Source organism: Micromonospora krabiensis (assembly GCF_900091425.1).
GTDB classification, from domain to species: Bacteria; Actinomycetota; Actinomycetes; order Mycobacteriales; family Micromonosporaceae; genus Micromonospora; species Micromonospora krabiensis.
In genome coordinates, this window is record NZ_LT598496.1 from 5064180 (window position 1) to 5089704 (window position 25525).

22 protein-coding genes are annotated in these 25525 nt (G+C 72.2%); 14 read left to right on the top strand and 8 right to left on the bottom strand.

The genetic code is table 11. From position 1 onward, the window contains the following. Positions 1–148: 148 nt before the first annotated feature. From GA0070620_RS23225 to GA0070620_RS23255, 7 genes are all read left to right on the top strand, one after another. The gene (locus GA0070620_RS23225) at positions 149–457 is read left to right on the top strand and encodes a YbaB/EbfC family nucleoid-associated protein (RefSeq protein WP_231922466.1); all 309 of its coding nucleotides are present in this window, start codon (positions 149–151) and stop codon (positions 455–457) included. Between the two features lie 7 nt (positions 458–464). Then, entirely contained in the window at positions 465–1058 is a 594-nt protein-coding gene (gene recR, locus GA0070620_RS23230) for a recombination mediator RecR (RefSeq protein ID WP_091594171.1), read from the top strand. 382 nt (positions 1059–1440) lie between these two features. Further along, positions 1441–3105 carry an ABC transporter substrate-binding protein gene (locus tag GA0070620_RS23235; protein WP_091594173.1) on the top strand — a complete coding sequence of 555 codons (1665 nt, stop codon included), beginning with the start codon at positions 1441–1443 and terminating at the stop codon, positions 3103–3105. Positions 3106–3183: 78 nt separating this feature from the next. Beyond that, positions 3184–4188 (top strand): ABC transporter permease, encoded by a 1005-nt coding sequence (locus GA0070620_RS23240; RefSeq protein ID WP_091594175.1) that lies wholly within the window; start codon positions 3184–3186, stop codon positions 4186–4188. Further along, positions 4185–5153 (top strand): ABC transporter permease, encoded by a 969-nt coding sequence (locus GA0070620_RS23245; RefSeq protein WP_091594177.1) that lies wholly within the window; start codon positions 4185–4187, stop codon positions 5151–5153. The genes GA0070620_RS23240 and GA0070620_RS23245 overlap by 4 nt, the downstream gene beginning before the upstream one ends. Before the next feature lie 56 nt (positions 5154–5209). Then, a complete protein-coding gene (locus tag GA0070620_RS23250; protein ID WP_091594179.1) occupies positions 5210–6295 on the top strand; it encodes an ABC transporter ATP-binding protein in 1086 nt (361 codons plus the stop codon). Continuing rightward, on the top strand, positions 6292–7395 hold the full coding sequence (locus GA0070620_RS23255) for an ABC transporter ATP-binding protein (RefSeq protein ID WP_091594181.1): 1104 nt from the start codon (positions 6292–6294) through the stop codon (positions 7393–7395). Before GA0070620_RS23250 ends, GA0070620_RS23255 begins: the two co-directional genes overlap by 4 nt. Positions 7396–7442: 47 nt before the next feature. Here the strand turns inward: GA0070620_RS23255 and GA0070620_RS23260 are convergent, their stop codons facing one another. Continuing rightward, positions 7443–7946: a hypothetical protein gene (locus tag GA0070620_RS23260; protein ID WP_377520625.1), complete on the bottom strand. Its 504-nt coding sequence runs from the start codon at positions 7944–7946 to the stop codon at positions 7443–7445. Further along, positions 7928–8590: an HNH endonuclease family protein gene (locus GA0070620_RS23265; protein ID WP_091594183.1), complete on the bottom strand. Its 663-nt coding sequence runs from the start codon at positions 8588–8590 to the stop codon at positions 7928–7930. The genes GA0070620_RS23260 and GA0070620_RS23265 overlap by 19 nt, the downstream gene beginning before the upstream one ends. 108 nt (positions 8591–8698) lie before the next feature. Here GA0070620_RS23265 and GA0070620_RS23270 point away from each other — a divergent pair, with 108 nt between their 5' ends. After that, on the top strand, positions 8699–10201 hold the full coding sequence (locus GA0070620_RS23270) for an MFS transporter (RefSeq protein WP_091594185.1): 1503 nt from the start codon (positions 8699–8701) through the stop codon (positions 10199–10201). A gap of 41 nt (positions 10202–10242) precedes the next feature. Here GA0070620_RS23270 and leuA read toward each other — a convergent pair whose 3' ends face one another. Together leuA and GA0070620_RS23280 are read right to left on the bottom strand one after the other, a co-directional pair. After that, a complete protein-coding gene (gene leuA / locus GA0070620_RS23275) occupies positions 10243–11994 on the bottom strand; it encodes a 2-isopropylmalate synthase (protein ID WP_091594187.1) in 1752 nt (583 codons plus the stop codon). A gap of 236 nt (positions 11995–12230) precedes the next feature. Next, positions 12231–13496 (bottom strand): MFS transporter, encoded by a 1266-nt coding sequence (locus GA0070620_RS23280; protein WP_157741698.1) that lies wholly within the window; start codon positions 13494–13496, stop codon positions 12231–12233. 108 nt (positions 13497–13604) lie between these two features. Here GA0070620_RS23280 and GA0070620_RS23285 point away from each other — a divergent pair, with 108 nt between their 5' ends. Beyond that, the gene (locus GA0070620_RS23285) at positions 13605–14603 is read left to right on the top strand and encodes an ArsR/SmtB family transcription factor (RefSeq protein ID WP_091594191.1); all 999 of its coding nucleotides are present in this window, start codon (positions 13605–13607) and stop codon (positions 14601–14603) included. Here the strand turns inward: GA0070620_RS23285 and GA0070620_RS23290 are convergent, their stop codons facing one another. Continuing rightward, a complete protein-coding gene (locus GA0070620_RS23290) occupies positions 14604–15131 on the bottom strand; it encodes a nitroreductase family protein (RefSeq protein WP_091594193.1) in 528 nt (175 codons plus the stop codon). Between the two features lie 83 nt (positions 15132–15214). Then, positions 15215–16066: a hypothetical protein gene (locus GA0070620_RS23295; protein WP_231921930.1), complete on the bottom strand. Its 852-nt coding sequence runs from the start codon at positions 16064–16066 to the stop codon at positions 15215–15217. Positions 16067–16325: 259 nt separating this feature from the next. Between GA0070620_RS23295 and GA0070620_RS23300 the strand changes: the two genes are divergently transcribed. Together GA0070620_RS23300 and GA0070620_RS23305 are read left to right on the top strand one after the other, a co-directional pair. Further along, the gene (locus tag GA0070620_RS23300) at positions 16326–17591 is read left to right on the top strand and encodes an aspartate kinase (protein WP_091594195.1); all 1266 of its coding nucleotides are present in this window, start codon (positions 16326–16328) and stop codon (positions 17589–17591) included. Positions 17592–17596: 5 nt separating this feature from the next. After that, a complete protein-coding gene (locus tag GA0070620_RS23305; protein WP_091594197.1) occupies positions 17597–18661 on the top strand; it encodes an aspartate-semialdehyde dehydrogenase in 1065 nt (354 codons plus the stop codon). A gap of 158 nt (positions 18662–18819) precedes the next feature. On the opposite strand, the gene GA0070620_RS23310 is transcribed toward GA0070620_RS23305, so the two are convergent. Further along, entirely contained in the window at positions 18820–20241 is a 1422-nt protein-coding gene (locus GA0070620_RS23310) for a sensor domain-containing diguanylate cyclase (protein WP_091594199.1), read from the bottom strand. Positions 20242–20457: 216 nt separating this feature from the next. Between GA0070620_RS23310 and GA0070620_RS23315 the strand changes: the two genes are divergently transcribed. Then, positions 20458–21237 carry a phosphodiesterase gene (locus GA0070620_RS23315; RefSeq protein WP_091599249.1) on the top strand — a complete coding sequence of 260 codons (780 nt, stop codon included), beginning with the start codon at positions 20458–20460 and terminating at the stop codon, positions 21235–21237. A gap of 191 nt (positions 21238–21428) precedes the next feature. Continuing rightward, positions 21429–23132: a bifunctional metallophosphatase/5'-nucleotidase gene (locus GA0070620_RS23320; protein WP_091594201.1), complete on the top strand. Its 1704-nt coding sequence runs from the start codon at positions 21429–21431 to the stop codon at positions 23130–23132. 201 nt (positions 23133–23333) lie between these two features. Here the strand turns inward: GA0070620_RS23320 and GA0070620_RS23325 are convergent, their stop codons facing one another. After that, the gene (locus GA0070620_RS23325; RefSeq protein ID WP_091599253.1) at positions 23334–24626 is read right to left on the bottom strand and encodes an MFS transporter; all 1293 of its coding nucleotides are present in this window, start codon (positions 24624–24626) and stop codon (positions 23334–23336) included. Between the two features lie 387 nt (positions 24627–25013). On the opposite strand from GA0070620_RS23325, the gene GA0070620_RS23330 reads away from it, so the two are divergent. Next, positions 25014–25487, top strand: a complete 474-nt coding sequence (locus GA0070620_RS23330) for a hypothetical protein (protein ID WP_172836485.1) — start codon at positions 25014–25016, stop codon at positions 25485–25487. Positions 25488–25525 lie beyond the last annotated feature (38 nt).

The following is a 25525-nucleotide window of genomic DNA, read 5'->3' on the forward strand; positions in this document are numbered from 1 at the left end:
TCGGTGCTGTTGCGATGATCGTCCGCCCGCGGCGGCGTGGGCGCCAGCACCGGGAGGGGCGAGCCCGCTCACGGACGGATAGGCTGAGCGGCGGCCGAGCAGACGAGTGCGAGAAGGAGCCATCGTGCGCCCAGGTGGACAGCCGAACATGCAGCAGATGCTGAAGCAGGCGCAGAAGATGCAGCAGCAGATCGCCAAGGCGCAGGCCGAGCTGGCCGAGGCCGAGCTGACCGGCACCGCCGGCGGTGGCCTGGTCACCGCGACCGTGTCCGGCTCCGGTGACCTCAAGGCGATCAAGATCGACCCGAAGGCGGTCGACCCGGACGACGTGGAGACCCTGGAGGACCTGGTCGTCGCGGCCGTGCACAACGCCGCCGAGGCGGCACGCGAGCTGACCGAGAAGAAGATGGGTCCGGTCACCGGCGGCATGGGCGGCCTCGGCCTGCCCGGTTTCTGAGCGGCAGATGTACGAGGGCGCCATCCAGGACCTGATCGACGAGCTGGGCCGGCTCCCGGGCGTGGGCCCGAAGAGCGCCCAGCGGATCGCGTTCCACGTCCTGTCGGCCGACCCGGCCGACGTCAACCGGCTCGCCGGTGCCTTGCGCAAGGTCAAGGAGCTGGTGCGGTTCTGCACCAGTTGCTACAACGTCGCCGAGTCCGAGCAGTGCCGCATCTGCCGCGACCCGCGCCGCACCGACGAGGTGCTCTGCGTGGTCGAGGAGCCGAAGGACGTGGTGGCGATCGAGCGGACCGGGGAGTTCCGCGGGCGCTACCACGTGCTCGGTGGGGCGATCAATCCGCTGGAGGGCATCGGGCCGGACAATCTGCGCATCCGTGAGCTGATGACCCGGCTCGGTGGTGGCGCCGTCCGTGAGCTGATCCTCGCGACCGACCCGAACACCGAGGGCGAGGCGACCGCCACCTACCTGGCGTTGATGGTCAAGCCGATGGGCATCGCGGTGACCCGCCTGGCGAGTGGTCTACCGGTCGGCGGTGACCTGGAGTACGCCGACGAGATCACCCTCGGCCGCGCCTTCGAGGGGCGCCGGGCCGTCTGACGGGCCCCCCGCCCGGGCATGAGGCGCCGGCCGAGGCGGCGTGGCACGCGCCGGCCCGGACGGGGGTCTGCGGGCCCTGCCCGAGCCGTTCGGCGGTCCGATTCCGACCAGCCCAGACGGCGTTTCGGTGGTCGTCAATTGATCTGACACCTGGCGCTCGGACCCGCCCGATCGACGTAACAGTTTGGCATCGTGAGCGCGGAATCCTCGGCATCATCGCCCGTTCACCTAAGAATCTTCGGCCAGATCGAAGCAAAGACACGATCCGATACCAACCGTCCACACGACGGTTTCCGCACGGTCGCCACGGGAGCTATGGTCACCGCCATCGGTGACCCCTGTCACCACGTTGTCCGTACCCCCTAGGACGAGGTGAAGCACCATGCGTGCATCCAGGCCGAAGGCCGCGATAGCGGCCGTCGCGGTTGCGGCCCTCGCGGTAGCAGGCTGCGCCGAGAGCAACCGCGACGACAGTTCCGGTGGAAGCAAGAAGGACACCCTCGTCTTCGGCGTCGCCGGAGACCCGAAGGTGCTCGACCCCAGCTTCGCCAGCGACGGCGAGTCGCTGCGCGTGGCGCGTCAGGTGTTCGAGACCCTGGTCCGCCCGGAGGAGGGCGGCACCAAGGTCACTCCCGGCCTCGCCGAGTCCTGGACGCCGGACGCCGCCGGCACGACGTGGACGTTCAAGCTGCGTTCCGGCGTGAAGTTCCACGACGGCACCGACTTCAACGCCGAGGCTGTCTGCTACAACTTCAACCGCTGGTACAACGCCAAGGGCCTCATGCAGAGCCCGGACGTGACCGCGTACTGGCAGGACGTCATGGGCGGCTTCGCCGCCAACGAGGACGCGGAGCTGCCGCCGAGCCTCTTCAAGTCCTGCACCGCCAAGGACGCCACCACTGTGGACCTGGCCTTCACCCGGGTCTCCAGCAAGATCCCGGCCGCGCTGATGCTGCCATCGTTCTCCATCCACAGCCCGAAGGCGCTGGAGCAGTACAACGCCAGCACGGTCGGCGGCACCGCGGAGGACATCAAGTACCCCGAGTACGCCACGGCGCACCCGACCGGCACCGGCCCGTTCAAGTTCAAGTCCTGGGACGTCGCGAACAAGACGCTGACCCTGGAGCGGAACGAGGACTACTCCGGCCCCAAGGCCAAGCTGAAGACCCTGATCTTCAAGACCATCTCGGACGAGAACGCCCGGAAGCAGGCGCTGCGCTCCGGCGACATCCAGGGGTACGACCTGGTCGGCCCGGCCGACGTCAAGCCGCTCGCTGACGAGGGCTTCAACGTCCTCACCCGCCCGGCGTTCAACGTGCTCTACCTGGCGATCAACCAGAAGGGCAACCCGAAGCTCGCGGACATCCGGGTGCGGCAGGCCATCGCGTACGCGCTGAACCGGCAGGCCCTGGTCGACTCGAAGCTGCCCCCGGGCGCCAAGGTCGCCCTGAACTTCATGCCGGACACCGTCGAGGGCTGGAACGGCGACGTCACCAAGTACGACTACAACCCGGAGAAGGCCAAGCAGCTGCTGGCCGACGCCGGCGCGTCGAACCTGACCCTCAAGTTCCACTACCCGACCGAGGTCACCCGGCCGTACATGCCGAGCCCGAAGGACATCTACGAGCTGCTCTCGGCGGACCTTCAGGCCGTCGGCATCAAGGTCGAGGGCATTCCGCTGAAGTGGAGCCCGGACTACCTGAACGCCACCACCTCCGGCAGCAAGCACGACCTGCACTTCCTCGGCTGGACCGGTGACTACGGCGACGGCTACAACTTCATCGGCACCTTCTTCGACCGTCCGAAGGACGAGTGGGGCTTCACCAACAAGGCCCTGTTCGACCAGTTCAAGGACGCCGACACCACCGCCGACATCGCGGCCCGGACCGAGAAGTACAAGGCCCTCAACAAGGCCATCATGGACTTCCTGCCGGGTGTGCCGGTCTCGCACTCGCCGCCGGCGATCGTGTTCGGCAAGGACGTGACCGGCATCAAGGCCAGCCCGCTCACCGACGAGCGGTACGCGACGGCCGAGTTCAAGTCCTGACCTGACGCAAGGAACGCGGGCGGGCGCTGGAACCTCAGCGCCCGCCCGTACCCCTCCGCACCCCTTCCGAGGCCGCCCGTGTTCCGGTTCATCGTCAGACGCCTGCTTCAGCTGATACCGACGCTGTTCGGGCTCTCCCTCCTGCTCTTCATCTGGCTCCGTCGACTGCCCGGCGGTCCCGAGACCGCCATCCTGGGCGAGCGCGGTACGCCCGAGATGCGCGCCGCGATCCGCCGAAACATGGGTCTGGACGAGCCGATCCTGGTGCAGTACGGCCGGTTCGTCCGGCGACTGATCCGGCTCGACCTCGGCACCTCCACCTCGACCAAGCGGTCCGTGGTCACCGAGTTCCTGGAGCGCTTCCCCGGCACGGTCGAGCTGACCGTCATGGCGATGGTGATCGCCATCGGGATCGGCATCCCGCTGGGCTACCTGGCCGCCCGCCGTCGCGGCCGGCTCCTCGACCACCTGTCGGTCGGCGGCTCGCTGATCGGCATCTGCATCCCGGTGTTCTTCCTGGCGTACGTCCTCAAGGCGATCTTCTCGGAGAACCTGCACTGGTTCCCGTCCAGCGGTCGCCAGGACCCGACGATCGGCGCGACCCGGGTCACCAACTTCTTCGTCCTCGACGGGCTGATGACCCGCGAGTGGGACGCCGCCGCCGACGCGCTCTGGCACCTGGTGCTGCCCGGCATCGCGTTGGCGAGCATCCCGCTCGCGATCATCGTCCGGATCACCCGGGCCAGCGTGCTGGAGGTGCTCAACGAGGACTTCGTCCGTACGGCGGAGGCCAAGGGCCTCACCGAGCGGACGGTCCGGGGCCGGCACGTGCTGCGCAACTCGCTGCTGCCGGTGGTCACCTCGATCGGCCTGCTCACCGGCGGCCTGCTCTCCGGTGCGGTGCTGACCGAGACCGTCTTCGCCTTCAGCGGCATCGGGGCCTTCGTCGCCGAGGCCATCAGCCAACGCGACTACCCGGTGCTGATGGGCTTCATCATGATCATCGCGGTGGTGTACGTACTGGTGAATCTCCTGGTCGACCTCTCCTACAGCGTGATCGACCCGAGGGTGAGGGTGCGATGACCATCACCGCTGGCAAGAAGCGCGAGAAGCTGGACCGGCTCGCCGAGCTGGCCGCCCGCGACGACGAGCAGGGGGTGAGCCTCTGGAAGGAGGCGTTCCGCCGGCTCCGGCGCAACCCGGCCGCCATCATCGGCGCGGTCATCCTCGCCCTGTTCGTCCTGGTCGCCGTCGTCGGGCCGTTCTTCGTCCCGTACGGCCCGACCGACGCCATCGGCATCCGTGAGGGTCTGGTCAAGTCCGGGCAGGGCCTGATCCCCGGCTCCTCCGGTGACCACTGGCTCGGCTTCGACCACCAGGGCCGTGACGAGTTCAGCCGCATGATCGTCGGCGCCCGGCAGACCCTGCTGGTCGGTGTCGCCTCCACCCTGATCGGTCTCGCGATCGGCGCGCTCGTCGGCGGTGTCGCCGGCGCCGCGGCCGGTCTCGGCGGCCGCTGGGGACGGTGGGTCGACAACACGCTGATGCGCTTCGTCGACATGCTGCTCGCGATGCCGAGCCTGCTCCTCGCGGTGAGCATCGCCGCCCTGCTCGGGGCGAGCCTGGTCACCGTGATGATCGCCGTCGGTGTGGTGTCGGTGCCGGTCTTCGCCCGGCTGCTGCGCGGTTCGATGATCTCGCAGTCCAACAGCGACTACGTGCTTGCCGCCACCTCGCTCGGCGTCAAGAAGCCGAAGATCGCGCTGACCCACGTGATCCCCAACTCGATCGCCCCGGTCATCGTGCAGGCCACCCTGACCCTGGCGACCGCGATCATCGAGGCCGCCGCGCTCTCGTTCCTCGGCCTCGGCAACCCCGACTCGGCCACCCCCGAGTGGGGTGTGATGCTCGCCGACGCGCAGCCGTACCTGGGCATCCGGCCGGGCCTGGCGATCTACCCGGCCCTCGCCATCATCATCACCGCGCTCGGCTTCACCCTGCTCGGTGAGGCGATGCGCGAGGCCCTCGACCCGAAGCTGCGGAAGTAGGTCCCGATGCGCCAAGTGATCTCGCGGGCCCCGCGGTCGCGAAGGGAAGGCCGATAATGGCACTGCTCGAAGTGGACGACCTCTCCGTCACGTTCGCCCGGCGCGGCCAGCGCACCGTGCACGCCGTGGACGGGGTCTCGTTCTCCGTCGACGCCGGCGAGGTGGTCGGCCTGGTCGGCGAGTCCGGCTGCGGCAAGAGCGTCACCTCGCTGGCGATCATGGGTCTGCTGCCGAAGCAGCCGGGCCTGCGGGTCGGCGGCAAGGCGGTATTCGACGGCACGGACCTGCTCCAGCTGGACGACCGATCGCGGCGGGACATCCGCGGCCGCGACGTCGCCATGATCTTCCAGGACCCGCTCTCCTCCCTGAACCCGGTCATCCCGATCGGCCTGCAGGTCACCGAGGTCCTGACCCGGCACCGGGGGATGAAGGGCGCCGCGGCGGCCAAGGAGGCTGCCGACCTGCTAGACCGGGTCGGCATCCCGGACCCGAAACGTCGGCTCAAGGAGTACCCGCACCAGCTCTCCGGCGGTATGCGGCAGCGCGCCCTGATCGCCATGGCGGTGGCCTGCCGGCCCCGGCTGCTCATCGCCGACGAGCCGACCACCGCACTGGACGTCACCATCCAGGCGCAGATCCTGGAGCTGCTCAAGGAGTTGGTCCGCGACTCCGGCACCGCCCTCGTGATGATCACGCACGACCTCGGCGTGGTGGCCGGCATGTGCGACACGATCAACGTGCTGTACGCCGGGCGGGTGGTCGAGACGGCCCGCCGCCGGCCGCTGTTCCGCGAGCCGCGACACCCGTACACCGTGGGTCTGCTCGGCTCGGTGCCGCGCCTGGACGCGGGCCGCGGCGAACGCCTCAACCCGATCCCCGGCTCGGTCCGTGACGTGCTGCCCTGGCCGGACGGCTGCGCCTTCGCCCCGCGCTGCGCCCGACGGACCGACGAGTGCGTGGGGGAGCCGCCGCAGCTGGTACTCACCCACGACGGGCGCAGCTACCGGTGCGTCAACCCGGCGCCGGTGCCCGGCTCGATCCCGCCCGGCGCCTCGGTCGGCCCGGACGCCCCCGCCGCACCGGCGGACCCGGCGACCGCGCCGGCCGAGGTGCCCGCCCCGCGCGAGGAGGAACCAGCGTGAGCGAGAACGACATCCTCGTCGAGGTACGCGACCTGAAGGTCCACTTCCCCATCCGGCGTGGCGTGCTCTTCGACCGCACGGTCGGGCACGTGAAGGCGGTCGACGGGGTCGACCTGCGCATCCCCCGGGGCAAGACCTACGGGCTGGTGGGCGAGTCGGGCTGCGGCAAGTCGACGTTGGGGCGCGCGCTGCTCCAGCTCACCCCGCCCACCGGTGGTGAGGTCACCTTCGACGGGGTCGAGCTGACCACGCTGCCCCCGGGCAAACTCCGCTCGATGCGCCGCCGCATGCAGATGATCTTCCAGGACCCGATGTCGAGCCTGGACCCCCGGCAGAACGTCGAGTCGATCCTGACCGAAGGGCTCCAGACCCACGGGATCGGCGCCGACCGGGACGACCGGCGCCGGATCATCGGCGAGACGCTCGACGCGGTCGGGCTGCCCCGCTGGGCGCTGTCCCGCTATCCGCACGAGTTCTCCGGCGGCCAGCGGCAGCGCATCGGCATCGCCCGGGCGCTGGTCCTCGGACCCGAGCTGATCGTCGCCGACGAGCCCGTCTCCGCGCTCGACGTGTCGATCCAGGCGCAGGTCGTCAACCTCCTGGACGAGCTCCAGGACAGCCTCGGCCTGACCTACCTGGTGATCGCGCACGACCTGGCGGTGGTCCGGCACATCTCCGACACCGTCGGCGTGATGTACCTGGGCGCGCTGGTGGAGGAGGCGCCGAGCGACCGGCTCTACACGGAGCCGCTGCACCCGTACACGCGGGCGCTGATGTCGGCGGTGCCGGTGCCGGACCCGGACGTCGAGGACCGCCGCGAGCGGATCCTCCTCGCCGGTGACCTGCCCTCGCCGGCCAACCCGCCCGCCGGGTGCCGGTTCCACACCCGGTGCCCCTGGGCGCAGCCCACTCGGTGCAAGGACGAGCGGCCGGCGCTGCGGGAGATCGGCGGCAGCCGGGTGGCCTGCCACTGGGCCGAGCAGATCGCCAGCGGCGAGCTGCGCCCGCACAAGGTCAGCGCGCAGATCGTCCGCCCCGAGGACGAGGGCGAGGCACCCGGCGTGGTGTCCGCGCCCAGCGAGCCCGGCTCGTACGTCTGACCGGCGGGCTCGGAGCGAGCAACCAAGGTGGACCGCCCCGGGCGGCGTCAGCCCTCGGGGCGGTTCAGCAGGCCGAGCGCGATCCCGTGCACCGCGTCGAGGCCGGCCGGGTCGGCGAGCGCGGCCGTGCCGCCGGTGACCACGTACCACTCGTCGGCGTCCTTGTACTGCACCCGGAGGGTGACCCGGCCGTCGGCCCACTCGGTGCGGAGCGTCAGGTCGCCGGTGACCACGCCGACCTCGTCCGTCATCACGCCGCCCGGGCCGGGCACGATGTCGGCCGTCCGGCTCTGCGGCCCGGTGCCGCCGGCCGCGCCGCCGGTCGTGTCGGCGGCCTGCGTGCCCGTGCCGCTCTCCGCGTCGGCCTGCATGCCGGCGCCGGGCACCGCGGCGGTCGCGCCCGCCGGTCCGTCGGCGCTCATGCCGGCGCCGGGCAGCGCCCCGGGCGTCCCGGTGCTGCCGTCCGCGTTCATGCCGGCCGCGGCCGGTGCCCCCGACCCGGGTGAACCGTCGCCGACGGCCTCGGCGCCGGTCACGGCTTGCTCGCCCATGTGCAGCCCTCCAACATGTCGGTCAGGGCGGCCTTCTCGGCGCTCGTCACCGTCAGCCGCCAGTGGTGCTTGACCGTGATCCAGTGCTCGGCGTACTGGCACCAGTACGACCGGTTCGCCGGCTTCCACTGGGACGGGTCCTGATCACCCTTTGCCCGGTTGGAGGACGCGGAAACCGCGATGAGCTGCGGTCGCGTCGTGTCGTTGGCGAAATCGCCGCGTTTCGCGTCGTCCCACTCGTCGGCGCCGGAGCGCCACGCGTTGGCCAGTGGCACCACGTGGTCGATGTCCACGTCGGACGGGTCGGTGAAGGCGCGACCGTCGTACACGCTCTCCCAACGGCCGCCGACGACGTTGCAGCCGGAGAGCTTGATGTTCTCCCCGTCCCGCTTGAGCACGGTGTCCCGCACGTCGCAGTTGGTGCCGGTGTCCCGCCAGTGCGGGAAGCGTGCCCGGCTGTAACCCTTCATGGCCCCGGCGCTGGCCACGGTCAGCTCGGACAGCTCCTCCAGGGCGTTGCCACCGCGCGTCGGCGACACGTCCGGGTTCGGCTCGTCCACCGGCACGCAGCCGGACGCGCCGAGCAACAGCGCCGCGGCCAGCGTGGCCGCCAGCGCCGCGCGCGATCCTGATCTGGTACGCACAGACGACACCCCTCCAGCTTGCGGGCTCCCGGCGATCCCGCACAGTACCCGGGCACGGTTTCGGCGTTTCGTGGCGTCTCCCACATGGTGACGGAAAGATAGGAAGCCGTGAACCAGGCCGCGCCGCAACTCCGCATCCGCAGCGCGGCGGGCCGGGGCACCCTGCTCGCCGCGGTGCTCGCCTCCGGCATGGTCTTCCTGGACAGCACCGTCGTCAACGTCGCCCTGCCCCGGCTCGGCCGCGACCTCGACGCCAGCGTGGCCGATCTCCAGTGGACCCTGAACGGCTACCTGCTGATGCTCGCCGCGTTCGTGCTGCTCGGCGGCGCGCTGGGCGACCGCTTCGGCCGGCGTCGCGTCTTCCTCGTCGGGGTGGTCTGGTTCACCGCCGCGTCGGTCCTCTGCGGGCTCGCCCAGGGCACCGGCTGGCTGATCGGCGCCCGCTTCCTTCAGGGTGCCGGCGGCGCACTGCTGACCCCGGGCTCACTCTCCGTGCTCCAGTCGAGCTTCCACGCGGACGACCGCGGCCGGGTGATCGGCGCCTGGTCGGGGCTCTCCGGCGTCTCCACCGCGCTCGGCCCGTTCGTCGGCGGCTGGCTGATCGACGCGCTGTCCTGGCGCTGGATCTTCTTCGTCAACCTGCCGCTCGCCGTCCTCGTGGTGCTCGCCGCGTTGCGCTGGGTGCCGGAGAGCCGGGACGAGGACGTCTCGCGTACGCGCACGGAGGGTCACGGTCACCGGCGGTTCGACGTGGCCGGCGCCCTGCTCGGCGCGCTCGCCCTGGGCGGCGTCACGTACGCACTGATCGACGCGCCCGGGCGTGGGTACGGCGCGCCCGCGGTGTGGGGCTCGGCGCTGGCCGGCGTGGCCGCCGCCGTCGGGTTCGTGCTGTTGGAGCGGCGCCGGGGGGACACCGCGATGCTGCCGACCGGCCTGTTCTCCAGCCGGCTCTTCAGCGTGCTGAACATCTTCACGGTCGTGGTCTACGCCGCGCTCGGCGGTGTGACGTTCTTCCTCTCCGTCTACCTCCAGAACGTGATCGGCTGGTCGCCGCTGCTCACCGGGGTCGCCCTGCTGCCGATGACCGTGCTGCTGCTGATCGGTTCGGCCCGTGCGGGAGCCCTGTCGGCGCGGATCGGGCCGCGGCTGCCGCTGACCGTCGGGCCGGTGGTCGCCGCCGCCGGGCTGCTGCTCCTGCGGGAGGTACGACCGGGGGCGTCGTACTGGATCGACGTGCTGCCCGGCGTGGTGCTCTTCGGAGCCGGCCTGACCCTGGTGGTGGCGCCGTTGACCGCCTCGGTGCTGGCCGCCGTCGCGGACCGGTTCGCGGGCGTGGCCAGCGGTTTCAGCAACGCGGCGGCCCGGGCGGGCAACCTGCTGGCGATCGCCGCCCTGCCACTGCTCGTCGGGCTCTCCGGCGGCGGGTACGAGCAGCGCGGCGAACTGAGCGGGGCGTTCCGCGAGGCGATGCTGTGGTGCACGGGCCTGCTGCTGGTCGGGGCGGCGATGGCGGTGACGCTGATCCACCGACCGCCGCGGGAGGCGCCGCCGTCACAGCCGTGCCACACGCTGCCCGCCGCCACCCCGCCCGCCCGCGACCGTCGGCGTTGACCGGAGGGGGAGAGGCTCGAGCGGGCCCCTCCCCACCGACGTCAGCCCCGGGCGCGGTTGACCGCGCTGGTCACCGCCTTGATCGAGGCGGTCACGATGTTCGCGTCGACACCGACGCCCCAGACCGTCCGGCCGTCGACCTCGCACTCCACGTACGCGGCGGCCTGCGCGTCGCCGCCGGAGGAGAGGGCGTGCTCGTGGTAGTCGAGCACCCGTACGCCGACGCCCACCGATCCGAGCGCACTGACGTACGCGTCGATGGGGCCGTTGCCGACCGCGGTGAGCGACCGGTGCTCGCCGTCGACGCCGACGCGGGCCTCGATCTCGACCTTGCCGTCGGCGGTGCCGATCGTGTAGCCGGCCAGCGTGACGGCCGGGTCGGCCTGGTGGTCGACCAGGTAGTGCCGGGCGAAGATCTCCCACATGGCGCCCGGCTCGACCTCGCCGCCGTCGTGGTCGGTGACCTGCTGGACCACGCCGGAGAACTCGATCTGGAGCCGCCGCGGCAGGTCGAGCTGGTGCTCGGACTTCATGATGTACGCGACGCCGCCCTTGCCGGACTGCGAGTTGACCCGGATGACCGCCTCGTAGGTGCGGCCCAGGTCCTTCGGGTCGATCGGCAGGTAGGGCACCGCCCAGGTGAACTCGTCGACCGGCACCCCGGCCGCCGCCGCGTCGGCGTGCAGCGCGTCGAAGCCCTTCTTGATGGCGTCCTGGTGGGAGCCGGAGAAGGCGGTGTAGACGAGGTCGCCCGCGTACGGGTGGCGCTCGTGCACCGGCAGCTGGTTGCAGTACTCGACGGCGCGCTTGATCTCGTCGATGTTCGAGAAGTCGATCATGGGGTCGATGCCCTGCGAGAACAGGTTCAGGCCCAGCGTCACCAGGTCCACGTTGCCGGTGCGCTCGCCGTTGCCGAACAGGCAGCCCTCGATCCGGTCGGCACCGGCGAGCAGGCCCAGCTCGGCGGCGGCCACGCCGGTGCCCCGGTCGTTGTGCGGGTGCAGGCTCAGCACCACGCTGTCGCGGCGCGGCAGGTGCCGGTGCATCCACTCGATCGAGTCGGCGTAGACGTTCGGCGTCGCCATCTCGACCGTGGCCGGCAGGTTGATGATCAGCTTTCGGTCCGGCGTCGGGTCGATCACCTCGATGACCTTGCTGCATACCTCCAGCGCGTACTCCAGCTCGGTGCCCGTGTACGACTCCGGCGAGTACTCGTAGTAGATGTCGGTGTCCGGGGTGTGGATCTCGGCGTATTTCTGGCAGAGCCGCGCGCCGGTGGTGGCGATGTCGGTGATGCCGTCCCGGTCCAGGCCGAAGACCACCCGGCGCTGCAGCGTCGAGGTGGAGTTGTAGAAGTGCACGATCGCCCGCTTGGCGCCGCGCAGCGACTCGAAGGTCCGCTCGATCAGGTGCTCCCGGCACTGGGTGAGCACCTGGATGGTCACGTCGTCGGGGATCAGGTCCTGCTCGATCAGCTGCCGGACGAAGTCGTAGTCGGTCTGGCTGGCCGACGGGAAGCCGACCTCGATCTCCTTGTAGCCCATCTGCACCAGCAGCTGGAACATGCGGCGCTTGCGCTCGGGCGACATCGGGTCGATGAGCGCCTGGTTGCCGTCCCGCAGGTCAACCGCGCACCAGCGCGGCGCCGCGTCCACCTGGCGGGTGGGCCAGGTGCGGTCGGGCAGGTCGACGCGGAACTGCCGCTGGTAGGGCTCGTAACGCTGGAACGGCATGCCGCTGGGGCGCTGCCGGGCGAACGGATCGGTCTCGACGTCGGTGACGGTGTCAGTCATGACGGAGTGGTCTCCTGAACAGGTGGCGTCAGCAATCGGAAGGTGTCGGCTGGTGCCGGGCCACGATGCTCCGGCGGTGCCGATGGGAGGTTCGGATGTGCTGGACGGCGCGAAGCAACTCCGCGACGAGGTGCCGGCCGGTCAGGCCTCGTCGCGGCGGCCAAGGAGAAGAAGCGCCCGCCACATGACAACGTGACCCTACGTGATGGAACCGGGGGTGCAAAGGTAGGTCCGGATTATGGGACCGACGTCATGGCCGGCTCCGGGACCGACGTCATGGCCGGCTCCGGGGCCGGGGAACCCAGCCTCGGCGTCCGTCCGGCCCAGGCCACGGCGGGCATGATCGCCGCTGCGACCAGCACGAAGATCGCTGCCGTCGGTAACCAACCCCAGCCGCCGGTGCTCACCCCGAGCGCGGTCAACCCGGCCGGAGCGATCAGGTACTGCACCTGCTCGCCGAGCCGCAGCGCCCCCACGTACGCGCCGCGCTGGTCGTCCGGCGGGAGGGTGGCGGTGAGCCCCCAGGCGCCCGCCGACTGGATCAGCTCGGCCAGGATCAGCAGGATCGCGGCGGCCACCAGCACCACCACGGTGAGCGCGCCCCGGGTGACCCCGGAGATCGGCAGGACCAGGCAGGACACGGCGATCAGCAGGCCACCCCGGCGGGAGGCCCGCGCCGCGCCCGCAGCGGTGTCGGCACCCCGGCTGACGCGTACCTGGAGCAGCACGATCAGGACCGTGTTGAGCAGCACCAGGGCGGCGATCACCGTCTTCGGGGCGTCGGTGTGGGTGAGGATCCAGAGCGGCAGGACCGTCAGGTAGAGCACCCCGTGCGCGGTGAGCAGCCCGGACAGCAGGGACACCGTCATGAACGGCCGGTCCCGCAGCACCGCGAGCCGACCCATCGGCTCGGCCGGGCGGGCCACCTGCGGCAGTCGGGGCAGTCGCCGTACGAACAGGGCCGTCACCAGGATCACCGTCGCGATGAACCACACCATCGCGTGGTACGCCGCGATGGTGTCCACCGCCAGCACCAAACCACTGATCACGGCGCCCAGCCCGAAGCCCACGTTCAACGAGGACCGCTGGTACGCCATCGCCGTGACTCGTTCGGCGGGCGGGAGCGCGTTGATCGAGTAGACCTGGCGGGCCACGCCCGTCGAGGCGTCCACCGCCGCCAGCGTCACCACCACGGCGAGGAAGCCGGCGAAGCCGCCCACGAACGGGTACGACGCGAAGAGCGCGGCGTCCAGCACCAGCCCGACCACCCAGACCCGCTGCGGCCCGTACCGGTCGGTGAGCCCGCCCAACGGCACCGTGCCGAGCAGTGACACCCCCGCCGCGATGGACAGGCCCAGCCCGACCTGTGCGGCGCTGAGCCCCAGCGCCCGGGTGAAGAAGACGGCGCTGCCGGCGTGGAACAGGCCGCTGCCGACGGCGTAGACCATGGCCTGCACGGCCAACGCGCGGGTCAACCCGGCCGGCGGTACGACGTTCGTCACAGCGGTACGAATGCTCTCTCTGGCCCCCATGGCAGGAGAGTGAAGCGTGTCCCCACAAGATCGGTCGAGCCTTTTAGGCTGGGCCGAATCCTGCTCCCAGGAGGGCACGTGTCCGAGTTGCGGTTCAGCCTGGCCGACGTGGCGGGCGTCCGGCTCGCCGTGTCGCCGGTCAACGAGACGGTCCTGAGCATGTGGGCGCTGGCCAACCCGGTCCGCTACCCGGTGCACCTGCCCTGGATCGACCGCGCCCGGATGACGTTGCGCCGTCCCGAGGTCGCCGAGCGGGTCCGACCGCTGGTGGAGCTGACCTGGCGAGGGTGCCCGCTGCCCGACTTCGTCACCCCAGCGGCACGACCGAACGTGGAGCTGGCCGAGCAGCTTGCCCAGATCGCCGCGACGCCGCCGGCCGTGGTGGTCCAGGACCTGCTGGCGACCACTCCGCGCCGGCCGCTGGGTCCGTTCGGGCAGGCGCTGCTCGCCGACCCCCGTGGGCTGCTGCCGCAACTCGTCGACGCGGTGCGGGTCTGGTACGACGAGGCGATCGCCCCGGACTGGCCGCGGATGCGGGCGCTGCTCGACGCCGACGTGGCGTACCGCGCCGCTCAGCTCGCCGAGAGCGGCGCCGGCCGGTTCTTCGAACAGCTCCACCCGAGCCTGCGCTGGCGCGGCGACCGGGTGGTCGGCGACGACCCGTTCGAGCGGGACTTCGACCTGCGGGACCGGGGGTTGGCGCTGAACCCGACGGTGTTCAGCGAACGCCGGGTGCTGTGGAACCTGCTGGAGGATTCGCTGCCGGCGGCCGCCTACCCGGTCCGGGCCCTCGGGACGCTCTGGGAGACGGCCGCGCCGCCGCCGGGTGACCCGTTGGCCCGGGTGGTCGGCCCCGGCCGGGCCGCGCTGCTGCACCTGCTCGAGACGGCTACCACCACCACCGACCTGGCCCGACTCACCGCGATGTCCGCCGGAGGTGTCTCCCAGCATCTCGCCGCGCTGCACGCCGCGGGTCTGGTCTCCCGGTCCCGACAGGGCCGGCACGTCCTCTATCGCAACACCGACGCCGCGAGGGTTCTGCTCCAAGCCAGCCGCGGCGGTGACTCGATCGGGTAGTCAGGCGAGCAGCAGGTCCGCGACGGGGTGACGGTGCCGCAGGCCGACCTCCCGCCGGCGCAGCTCCTCCGGCAGCGTGAACGGGTCGCCGATCCGGCCGACAGCCGCGACGACGAGCGGGTGGACCTCGCGGGGAAGGTCCAGCTCCAGGGCGAGGCCCGGTCGGTCGAAGCGGGTGAGCTGGTGCACGTGCAGGCCGAGCGCGGTCGCCTGCACGGTGAGGTGGGCGACGGCCTGGCCCAGGTCGTACGCGGCCCGCTCGTCGTCGCCCGTGTGCGCAGCCACCAGCAGCGCGGAGGCGTGCCGTGCCCAGCCCTGGTCGTCGACCGGCAGGCTGATCAGGATCCGCTTCCAGGTCTCGTCGTCCCGCCGGCCGAGCGCGAACCGCCACGGCTGCCGGTTCTCCGCCGAGGGTGCCCAGCGGGCGGCCTCCAGCAGCGAGACCGCCTCGTCGGGGCTCAGCGCGGCGTCCGGGTCGAACGCCCGAGGGCTCCAGCGGAAGGCGAGCAGCGGGGTGAGGTCGGCCATGGGGGAAGCGTCCCGTATGGCCGTTTCGCCCGGCAGGGCGGGTTGGCCAAATGTGGGCAAGCGCACCCGTAACGGGATGAAGATCAGGGCGTTCCCGCGCTCGCGCTGACCGACGGATCGGGCGACGGGGGCGCGGCCGTGCCGAGCGGCTCGCCATCGACCACCGGCCCGGCCAACGCGACGCTGGCCGGGGCGGGCCCCGGTGGCCCGGCCAGCGTGAGCGTGCCCAGGTCGATCCGGACCGCGGTCGGCGTGCCGTCCTGCTCGAAGCAGTAGATGCCCACGCCCAGCGGGGCGTTCAGTGACGCCGACGTGCTCTCCACCGAGTAGCACGACCCGCTCGCGCCCTGCGGCGGGGTGGCCGGCGAGACGGAGAGCGGGGCACGCGAGTCGGTGAGCACGTCCAGCCAGTCGGTGAACGGGTGCTGCACCCGGGGGTCCAGGCGACGGGGGAGCGTGTCGTCCGGGTCGCCCACGCGTACGCAGGTCGCCGGCTCCGGCCGCGCCGGCGAGGGCAGGGCGCACTGGAACAACCCGGCCGAGGTGGCGGCCAGCGAGATGTCCACCGTCCCGCCCAGCGCGGCACCCGGGACGTCCACCCGCCAGCTTCCGTCGTTCGCGCTGGTCACCACGATCGCCCGGTCCGCCTCCCCGTCCTGGCGCAACGTGTAGCGGGCGGTCAGGTGGCGGTCCTGCGCCGCAGCCGCGAGCCCGGCCAGCTCGTCGCGGGCGGCGTCCACGGCCACCGGCTCCGGGTCGTCCGGCGGCGGCGCGGCAGGCTGGTCGGCGGTGCAGGCGGCGAGGAGCGCCGGCAGGACGAGGGCGAGCGCGCCCCGGGCGAGCCGTCCGGGCGTACGCCGGTGGGGCTGGTGCGGGCCGGGCGCGGGCCGGTCGGGCGTGCGTGGGCGGTGAGCCGGGCGGTGGTGGGCGTGCACCGGCCCATTCTGCGACCCGCTCCGGTCGTCCGGTGACCCGGCGGACCCACGCGTCGCCGGCGTGTCGCCGTGGTCCCGGCCACCCCTCGCGCCTGGCCTGGGAGGGGGCGTCGCTCCGGGGTCGCCGGGGGCCGGATGGTGGGATCACCTGACCCGTGAGTTCGGCCGGGCGGATACCCTGGGGAGGTCTGACACGCGCCGCCGGCCAGGTGCCGGCGGCGTCGGCACGCTCAGGGTCACTGGGAGGGAGTGCACCGTCGTGGCACTCGTGGTGCAGAAGTACGGCGGGTCCTCCGTCGCCAACGCCGAGCGGATCAAGCGGGTGGCCGAGCGGATCGTCGCCGCCCGGAAGGCCGGCGACGACGTGGTGGTGGTGGTCTCCGCGATGGGGGACACCACCGACGAGCTGCTCGACCTCGCCAACCAGGTGAGCCCGCTGCCGCCGGGCCGTGAGCTGGACATGCTGCTGACCGCCGGCGAGCGCATCTCGATGGCGCTGCTCGCCATGGCCATCCACAACCTGGGGTACGAGGCCCGCTCGTTCACCGGCTCCCAGGCCGGCGTCATCACCACCTCGGTGCACGGCCGGGCGCGGATCATCGACGTCACCCCGGGCCGGCTCAAGGGCGCGCTCGACGAGGGGGCCGTGGTGATCGTCGCCGGGTTCCAGGGCGTCTCGCAGGACACCAAGGACGTCACCACGCTGGGTCGCGGCGGGTCGGACACGACCGCGGTGGCGCTCGCCGCCGCGCTGCACGCCGACGTCTGCGAGATCTACACCGACGTGGACGGCATCTTCAGCGCCGACCCCCGGATCGTGCCGAACGCGCGGCACATCAGGCAGATCACCTACGAGGAGATGCTGGAGCTGGCCGCCTGCGGCGCCAAGGTCCTGCACCTGCGCAGCGTGGAGTACGCCCGCCGGGCGGGGTTGCCGATCCACGTCCGTTCGTCATACTCGACCAACACCGGCACGATGGTCACCGGATCGATGGAGGACCTTCCTGTGGAGCAAGCACTGATCACCGGGGTCGCCCACGACCGCAGCGAAGCGAAGATCACGATCGTGGGGGTGCCCGACGAGCCGGGCGCCGCCGCGAGCATCTTCGACACCGTCGCGGGCGCCGAGATCAACATCGACATGATCGTGCAGAACGTCTCCACCGAGGGCACCGGGCGCACCGACATCTCGTTCACCCTGCCCAAGACCGACGGCCCGACCGCCATGGCCGCGCTCAGCAAGATCCAGGAGTCGGTCAAGTTCAAGGGCCTGCTCTACGACGACCACGTCGGGAAGGTCTCGCTCATCGGCGCGGGGATGCGCTCGCACCCGGGCGTCGCGGCCGGCTTCTTCGCGGCCCTCGGTGCCGCCGGCGTCAACATCGAGATGATCTCGACGTCCGAGATCCGGGTCTCCGTGGTCTGCCGCGACACCGACCTCGACGCGGCGGTCCGCGCCATCCACGACGCGTTCGAGCTCGGCGGTGACACCGAAGCCGTGGTCTACGCGGGGACCGGGCGGTAGCGCCGATGGGGGCGCTGCCCACCCTTGCCGTGGTCGGGGCGACCGGTGCCGTCGGCACCGTCATGTGCGAGCTGCTCAGCGGGCGCCGCAACGTGTGGGGCGAGATCCGGCTACTCGCGTCCGAGCGCTCGGCGGGGCGGCGGGTGCGCTGCCGGGGCGAGGAGCTGACCGTCCAGGCGCTGACCGCGGACGCGCTCGACGGCGTCGACGTCGCGATGTTCGACGTGCCCGACGACGTCTCCGCGCGGTGGGCACCGGTCGCCGTCGACCGGGGCGCGGTCGTCGTGGACAACTCCGGCGCCTTCCGCATGGACCGGGACGTGCCGCTGGTGGTCCCCGAGATCAACCCCGAGCAGGTCCGCAACCGGCCGAAGGGCATCATCGCCAACGCCAACTGCACGACCCTCGCGATGATCGTCGCGGTCGCCCCGCTGCACCGTGAATACGGCCTCCGCGAGCTGGTGCTCGCCTCCTACCAGGCGGCCTCCGGCGCCGGCCAGGCCGGCGTGGACGCCCTGCACGCCCAGCTCGCCAAGGTCGCCGGGGACCGGGTGCTCGGCTCCCGCACCGGCGACGTACGCCAGGCCGTCGGCGACGAGCTGGGCCCGTTCCCGGCGCCGCTGGCGTTGAACGTGGTGCCCTGGGCCGGCTCGCCCGGCGACGGCGGCTGGTCGTCCGAGGAGATGAAGATCCGCAACGAGTCGCGGAAGATCCTCGGCCTGCCCGACCTGAAGGTCTCCGCCACCTGCGTACGCGTGCCGGTGGTGACCGGCCACTCGGTGGCCGTGCACGCCGTCTTCGCCACCGAGGTCGACGCCGAGGGTGCCCGCGAGGCGCTGCGGAACGCCCCGGGCGTGATCCTGGTCGACGACCCGGCCGCCGGAGAGTTCCCCATGCCGATCGACGCGGTGGGCACCGACCCGTCCTGGGTCGGCCGGATCCGCCGCGCCCTGGACGACCCCCGCGCCCTGGACCTCTTCATCACCGGCGACAACCTCCGCAAGGGCGCCGCCCTGAACACCGCCCAGATAGCCGAACTCCTAGCCACCGAACTAACCACCCCCCACTAACCCTGACCCGCCCCCGCCCCGCCCCCGCTTTCCGCGATCTTGCAGTTTGTGCCCTGCGGAACCGGGCAAAAGCCGCGATTCGGGGGCCGAAAGTGCAAGATCGCGGGGAGGGTGAGGGCGGGAGGGTGAGGGCGGGGAGAGGGAGCCGGGGGGCGGGGTTAGGCGGGGGCTAGGTGGACGCCGTCTCGGCCCTGGCGTTTGACGGCGTAGAGGGCCTGGTCGGCGCGGCGGAGCGTGAGCTCGGCGGACTCGCCGGCGCGCGGCAGGGCCACCCCGACGCTGATGGTGCGCCCGGTGCTCCGGGCCGCCGCCGTCAGTCGTTCGGCGACCCGTACCGCCTCCTCCGGGCGGTTCACCTCGATGACCGCCACGAACTCGTCGCCACCGATCCGGTACAGCTCGTCGCCCTGCCGCAGCGCCCCCTCCAGCGCGCGGGCCAGGCCGACGAGGAGCCGGTCCCCGGCCTGGTGGCCGTACGTGTCGTTGACCGTCTTGAAGCCGTCCACGTCGATCGCGAGCAGGGCTGTCCGGCCCGGGGTGGCGGCCGCGATCCGCTGCCCGAACGGACCGGTGTGCCGCAGCCCGGTCAACGGGTCGGAGCTGGCCTGTTCGCGGAGGCGGTCGAGCGTACGTAACCGGTCCAGGCTGTTCCACGCCTGTGTGGCGAGCAGCTCGGTCAGGCTGACCGTGGTCGGGTCGGGTCGCAGTGCCCGCTCGTCGGCGACGAGCAGCACCCCGCCGCCGTCGGGCGGGCCGAAGGGGACCGTGACGAGGGTGCGTACGCCGGCCCGGTCGAGCGGGCGGTAGTCCTCGGTCGGCGGGTGGCCGCACTCGCCCAGGGTGTAGCCGGCGCCGTACCGGTGGGCGCGGCGGACGATGCGGTAGAGCGCGTCCGGCCCCGCCTCGGTCAGCTCGGCGCGGACCCGGCCCTCCAGCTCAGTCGGGGCGAGCGGGGGTGCGTCGAGCTGGGGTCCCTCGTCGCCGGCGAGCACCAGCACGGCGGCGGAGAGCGTGGACACGTCCCGGGCGGCGCCGAGGGCGGCAGCCAACAGGTCCCGCTCGGTCGGGGCGGCGGAGAGCGCGGCGGCGTGCCGGAGCAGCTTCTCGCTGCGGCTCTCCGCCGGCGGGCCGCCCAGCGCCATGATCCGGCTGCCGAGCCGGGCGGCCAGTCGTTCGGCGGTGTCGCGCCACGGGCTCAGGTCGACCGGGCCGCTCCACTGCAGGTCGAGGACGCCGATCGGCCGTCCCGCCGGGTCCAGCACCGGTACGCAGATCTCGGCGGTCACGTCCGGGCGGACGGGCAGGTAGTCGGGGTCCACGGTGACGTCGGGCACGATGGCGACCTCGCCGGAGGCGTACACCCGCCCGACGATGCCGGTCTTCGGCGGTACGGTCGCGAAGACCTGCCACGCGCCGGTGGCCGCGACGCAGCGGAGACGGTCGCGGACCTGGAGCAGCACCGAGATGGTGGCCGGGGTGTGGCGGGCGAGCGTGGTGACGGTCCACTGGCAGGCTTCGAGAGCGGTCGTGGCCGTGGGGAGGCGGACCGTGACGTCACGGAGAACTCGCTGGTGATCCACTCGCACGTCGTTCCGGGTAGGGGTGGGGTCGGCTGGCGCCGAACCGTGCGATCAAGCGTACTCATGACGTGAGCGGTGCTCTCCCGATCAAGATCGCGCAGCGGCTTCGTACACATGTGCTATCCACAGGCTGTGGACACGGCCGGTGGATGGAGCGGGCCCCGTGCGGCGCGGCGCGGCGATAGCGTGAGGGTCCCGCCGCGAGGAGGCGTGCCGATGCTCATCGCCCAACTCAGCGACCCCCACGTCACGACGGGTCCGCTCGCCGCCGAACCGGCCGGCGGGCTGCACCGGGCACTCGGGCGGGTGCTCGGGCTGCGACCCCGCCCCGACTGCGTGGTGATCACCGGCGATCTGGTCGAACACGGGCGCCCCGACGAGTACCTCGCGCTGCGCGAGGTGATCGGCCGGTTCCCGCTGCCGGTGCACCTCGTGACCGGCAACCACGACGACCGCGAATCGCTGCTGGACACCTTCGGGGGCACGCCCTGGCTGGGCGGGGGGTTCTCCGCGTATTACCACGTGGACCATCCGACGGCCACGGTCGTCGTACTGGACTCGCTGCTGCCCGGCGCCGGCGGGGGGCGGCTCGGCGAGGAGCAGTTGGGCTGGCTGGACGGGGTGTTGGCGGGGCGCCCGGACGTGCCGGCCGTGGTCTGCCTGCACCACCCGCCGGTGACCGTCGGTCTCCCCGCCGCCGACGCGGTCGGGCTGGCCGACGCCGACGCGCTCGCCGAGGTGATCGGGCGGCACCCGCACGTGGTCCGGGTCGCGGCGGGCCACCTGCACCGGCCGGTCACCGCGGCCTTCGCCGGCACCGTGCTCACCGTGGCGCCCAGCACCGTACGCCAGAGCTCGCTCACCATGAGCGCCGACGAGGAGATCGGCTGGGTGGACGAGCCCACCGCCTTCCTGCTGCACCTCGTCGAGGGCGGTGGGTGCGTGACGCACACCGTCCAGGTCAGCCACTCAGCCGGGCACACCTGCGGCTTCTGACCGAGCCGACGGCACGGGGCCCAGGCCGAAGGAATCCCAGGTCGACCGGCGGAGCCGGGGATGAGAGGCTGTCTCGGACGGGGCGGCGACCCCCAACCGCCGCCCCTTGACCGATCCTTCCCAGGGTGTCGGTCGGCGCCCGGTCCACCATGGCCGGCGTGCCGTGGGCACCGAGTCCCATGAGGAGTTCCATGTCCATCCCCGGGATGCGTCGGGCCGCCGTCGGCCTGACCGCGCTCGCGGTGGCCGCCTTCGGCGCGGTCGCCAGCACCCCCGACCAGGCGGACGCGCGGCCGCGACCGGTCGACGTCACGCTGCTCGCGCTCAACGACTTCCACGGCAACCTCGAACCGCCGAGCGGCTCCAGCGGCACCATCGCCGGGCAGACCGCCGGTGGTGTCGAGTACCTCGCCACGCACCTGGCCGAGCTGCGCGAGGCGGCCAAGAAGAAGAACACGATCACGGTGGCCGCCGGTGACCTGATCGGCGCGTCGCCGCTGCTGTCCGCCGCGTTCCACGACGAGCCGACCATCGAGGCGCTGTCGATGGCCGGGCTCGACTACGCGAGCGTCGGCAACCACGAGTTCGACGAGGGCGCCAAGGAGCTGCTGCGGATCCAGAACGGCGGCTGCCACCCGGTGGACGGCTGCGCCGACGGCACCCCCTACCGGGGCGCCGGCTTCCAGTACCTGTCGGCCAACGCGTTCAAGACCGCGACCAACCGCCCGCTGCTGCCGCCGTACGCCATCCACAAGGTCGACGGCGTCAAGGTCGGCTTCATCGGGATGACGCTGGAGGGCACCCCGCAGATCGTCAGCCAGGAGGGCGTCGCCGGCCTGAGCTTCACGGACGAGGCGGAGACCGCCAACAAGTACGCCCGTGAGCTGCGCCGAAAGGGCGTCGAGGCGATCGTCGTCCTGCTGCACGAGGGCGGCACGCAGGCCGCCGGTGGCGGCATCAACGACTGCGTCGGCATGACCGGCCCGATCGTGGACATCGCCAACCGGATGGACCCGTCGATCGACGTCGTGGTCAGCGGTCACACCCACCAGGCGTACAACTGCGAGATCAACGGCAAGCTGGTCACCAGCGCCAGCTCCTTCGGTCGCCTCGTCACCGACATCGACCTTCAGATCGACAAGCGGACCGGTGACGTGCTGACCGCGAAGGCCGAGAACGTCGTCGTCAGCCGGGACGTCGCGAAGGACGCGGCGCAGACCGCGCTGATCGAGCGCTACAAGACGGTCCTCGGGCCGGTCGCCGACCGCCAGGTCGGCGAGACCACCGCGGCGATCACCCGGACCCAGGAGACCCTCTTCGGTACGACGATGGGCGAGTCGCCGCTGGGCAACCTGATCGCCGACGCGCAGCTCGCCGCGACCGACACCGAGCAGAACGCGGTCGCCGCGTTCATGAACCCCGGTGGCGTACGCGCCGACCTCGACGCCGGCACGGTCACCTACGAGGAGGCGTTCACGGTCCAGCCGTTCGCCAACAACCTGGTGACGCTCGACCTCACCGGCGCGCAGCTCTACTGCGTGCTGGAGCAGCAGTTCGTCGTCAACCGGGTCCTCTACCCGTCGTCGACGGTGCGCTACGTGGTCGACCCCAACGGCACCACCGCCCCGACCAGCGACCCGTGCGCCGGCACCCGGGTCGTCCGGGGCAGCCTCGCCCTGGGCGGCGTCACCGTCGACCCCGCCGCCACCTACCGGGTGACGGTGAACAACTTCCTGGCCGGTGGCGGCGACGGTTTCAGCGCCCTCACCGCCGGGACGAACCAGGTCACCGGTCTGATCGACCTGGACGCCTTCGTGGCGTACCTGACCGCCGAGTCGCCCGTCTCCGGGCCGGCGCTGGACCGGATCCGCACCACCGCCGAGGCTGGCGCCTGACAGACGGCAACCCGTACACCGATCGGGCCCCGGAGCATCCCGCTCCGGGGCCCGACCCGTCCTGGCACCCCGCCGGGCGAGATCGTGCTCGATCGTGGAAGGAGTGGGGTCCTGCCGGAGTGGAGGAGACTACATCCGGGATCGAGCGTGGTCTTGGCGTGCGCGCCGCCGCGCCGCGCAGTCGGGCGGGGCGGCGTGGGGTCAGGCGGGGGTGGGGGCGGGGGTGGGCTCGGGGGAGGTCGGTGCGGTGCGGGGGTGGCGGCCGTCCTGCATCGGGGTGAGGAGGCGGCGCAGGGACAGCGCGACCACGGACGCCGTCAGACAGCCACCGACCACGGCGACCACCCAGATCCGGCCGTCGGCCGCGCCGATCAGCGGACCGGCGGTCACCGGGCCGATCACCCCACTGATGCCGAAGATCATCGAGCTCATCGCGTTGTAGCGGCCGCGCAACTCGTCGGTTGCCAGCGCGTTCGTCAGCGCCGGCATCACCGGCGAGAGCATGGTCTCGCCGAAACCGAAGATGGCCGCACACGCCACCACGAGGAGCGCGGCGACCAGGGCGTTCCCCGGGCCGACGACCCCGGCGGCGCCGAGCACGAGCCAGGCGGCGGCGAACACGGCGCCCACGACCGCGAGCGCGCTGGTGCGGCTGCGCCCCTCCATCCGCCGGATCACCACGAGCTGGGCGAGCACGATCATCACGGTGTTGCCGGCGAGCGCCCACGCGACCACGCGCGGGGTCACCTCGGCGACGCGGACCGCGTACGCGGTGAAGCCCACCTCGATCTGCGCGTAGCCGCAGGTCGTCAGGACCAGGCCGAAGATCACCAGGCGCCGGAACGGGCGGTCCCGCAGCACGGTGAGGTAGCCACCGGTGCTCGGCCGCTCGTCGGCCGGGTCGGCCACGAGCCGGCGACCGACGGCGGGGAGGGTGAGCAGGATGAGGGCCGGCATCAGGTAGCTGATCGCGTCCAGCACGTAGATCATCTGGAAGGTGATCGGGCGGGTGACGTCGACGATCGCGCCGGACACCAGGCCGCCGATGCCGATGCCCAGGTTGAGCAGGGCGAAGTTGAGCCCGAAGACCCGCTGGCGCTCCCCGTCGTCGGTCAGCGAGGCGAGGATCGTGTTCTGCCCGGACCAGATGGCGGAGCTGCCGATCGCGATCAGCGTGATCACCAGGAAGGCGGAGGCGGTGGAGTCGACCAGGGCCAGTGAGCCGGTGCCGGCCGCCTCGACCAGCAGGCAGGGGAGCACCACGCGCCGAGCGCCGAACCGGTCGATGAGCGTGCCGCCCAGCGGCGACAGCGCGAGAGTCACCGCCCCGTACCAGCCGATCACCAGACCGGCGCGGGTGTCGCTGAGCCCCCGAACATCGGTCAGGTAGATGAACAGGAACGGCAGGGTTAGGCCGCGCCCGATCGCCGAGAGCAGTGTGCCGACGAGAATGCGGCGGGCTTCCGGGCGACAGGGGAGGGCGCGACGTAACATGCCGCGATTCTGGTCGGAGGCTGTGACGAACAGCGACCGGTTTACCCGCCGGGCGGGCGCGGCGGACACCGCGATGTGAGCAAGCCCACCCGCTGGTGGCGCCGACGTGCGGCACCGCCTCGCGGGCGACCGCGACGGGTCCGGCGACCGACCCTCCCCATCGGAGGGCCGCCGCGCTGTGACCGGCTCGACCCGGAGGATGCGTGCGGCGGCTCGCCGGTGTGATCGATCGCCGCGGGCAGGAGACCGATCCCCGGCGCGCCCGGTCGACCAGGGCCGGGCGACCTCGTTCCCGCCGCCCGACCGGGCGGCGAGCTCTCCATGACCAGGCTCGCGAAGCCCACCGCCGCCCAGAAAGTTGTCGGGCGCCTCTGCGATCCTGATCGGGTGACCACCGTCTGGCGTCGGCTGCCTGCACCCGCCCGCGAGATCGCGGTGACCGCCACCGAGGCGGTCACCGCCGCGACCCGACAGGATGGCCCGGCCTACGACGAGGCGGTGACCCGGCTCGGCGCGACCGAACGGTCCGGTCTCGTCCTCGGCGCGGTCGTCCGGCTGCTGCTGGAGGAGAGCCACCCCGACGGTCTGGACGGCGACGACGTCCGGCAGGTGCTGGAGCGCTGTGTGCGGGGTGCCCAGCCGTGGCGGCCCGACGTCGACCCGCACGTGCTGCTGGTCCTGCTCGCCGGCGCCCTGGGCGTCTACGACCCGGGCGACGACGACGCGCCCCCCGACCCGGCGGCGATCGCCCGGCACGCCCCGCTGCTCGTGGCCGACCTGCTCGCGGGCGCCGGGCGGCCGCTCGACGCCTACCTGTCGGCGGCCTTCACGGAGATCGAGCGGGCCGAGCGGCAGGACTAGCCAGGCCGGTCGGCCGGCGGGCGCGGGTTCCCGGAAGG

Bases quoted from the DNA above. Each gene is read 5' to 3' on its own strand.
- GA0070620_RS23320 (WP_091594201.1), top strand. From the start codon at position 21,429: ATGTCCATCCCCGGGATGCGTCGGGCCGCCGTCGGCCTGACCGCGCTC.
- recR (WP_091594171.1), top strand. From the start codon at position 465: ATGTACGAGGGCGCCATCCAGGACCTGATCGACGAGCTGGGCCGGCTC.
- GA0070620_RS23260 (WP_377520625.1), bottom strand. From the start codon at position 7,946: ATGGGCGAGCAAGCCGTGACCGGCGCCGAGGCCGTCGGCGACGGTTCA.
- leuA (WP_091594187.1), bottom strand. From the start codon at position 11,994: ATGACTGACACCGTCACCGACGTCGAGACCGATCCGTTCGCCCGGCAG.
- GA0070620_RS23290 (WP_091594193.1), bottom strand. From the start codon at position 15,131: ATGGCCGACCTCACCCCGCTGCTCGCCTTCCGCTGGAGCCCTCGGGCG.
- GA0070620_RS23315 (WP_091599249.1), top strand. From the start codon at position 20,458: ATGCTCATCGCCCAACTCAGCGACCCCCACGTCACGACGGGTCCGCTC.
- GA0070620_RS23245 (WP_091594177.1), top strand. From the start codon at position 4,185: ATGACCATCACCGCTGGCAAGAAGCGCGAGAAGCTGGACCGGCTCGCC.
- GA0070620_RS23325 (WP_091599253.1), bottom strand. From the start codon at position 24,626: ATGTTACGTCGCGCCCTCCCCTGTCGCCCGGAAGCCCGCCGCATTCTC.
- GA0070620_RS23305 (WP_091594197.1), top strand. From the start codon at position 17,597: ATGGGGGCGCTGCCCACCCTTGCCGTGGTCGGGGCGACCGGTGCCGTC.
- GA0070620_RS23250 (WP_091594179.1), top strand. From the start codon at position 5,210: ATGGCACTGCTCGAAGTGGACGACCTCTCCGTCACGTTCGCCCGGCGC.
- GA0070620_RS23225 (WP_231922466.1), top strand. From the start codon at position 149: ATGCAGCAGATGCTGAAGCAGGCGCAGAAGATGCAGCAGCAGATCGCC.
- GA0070620_RS23235 (WP_091594173.1), top strand. From the start codon at position 1,441: ATGCGTGCATCCAGGCCGAAGGCCGCGATAGCGGCCGTCGCGGTTGCG.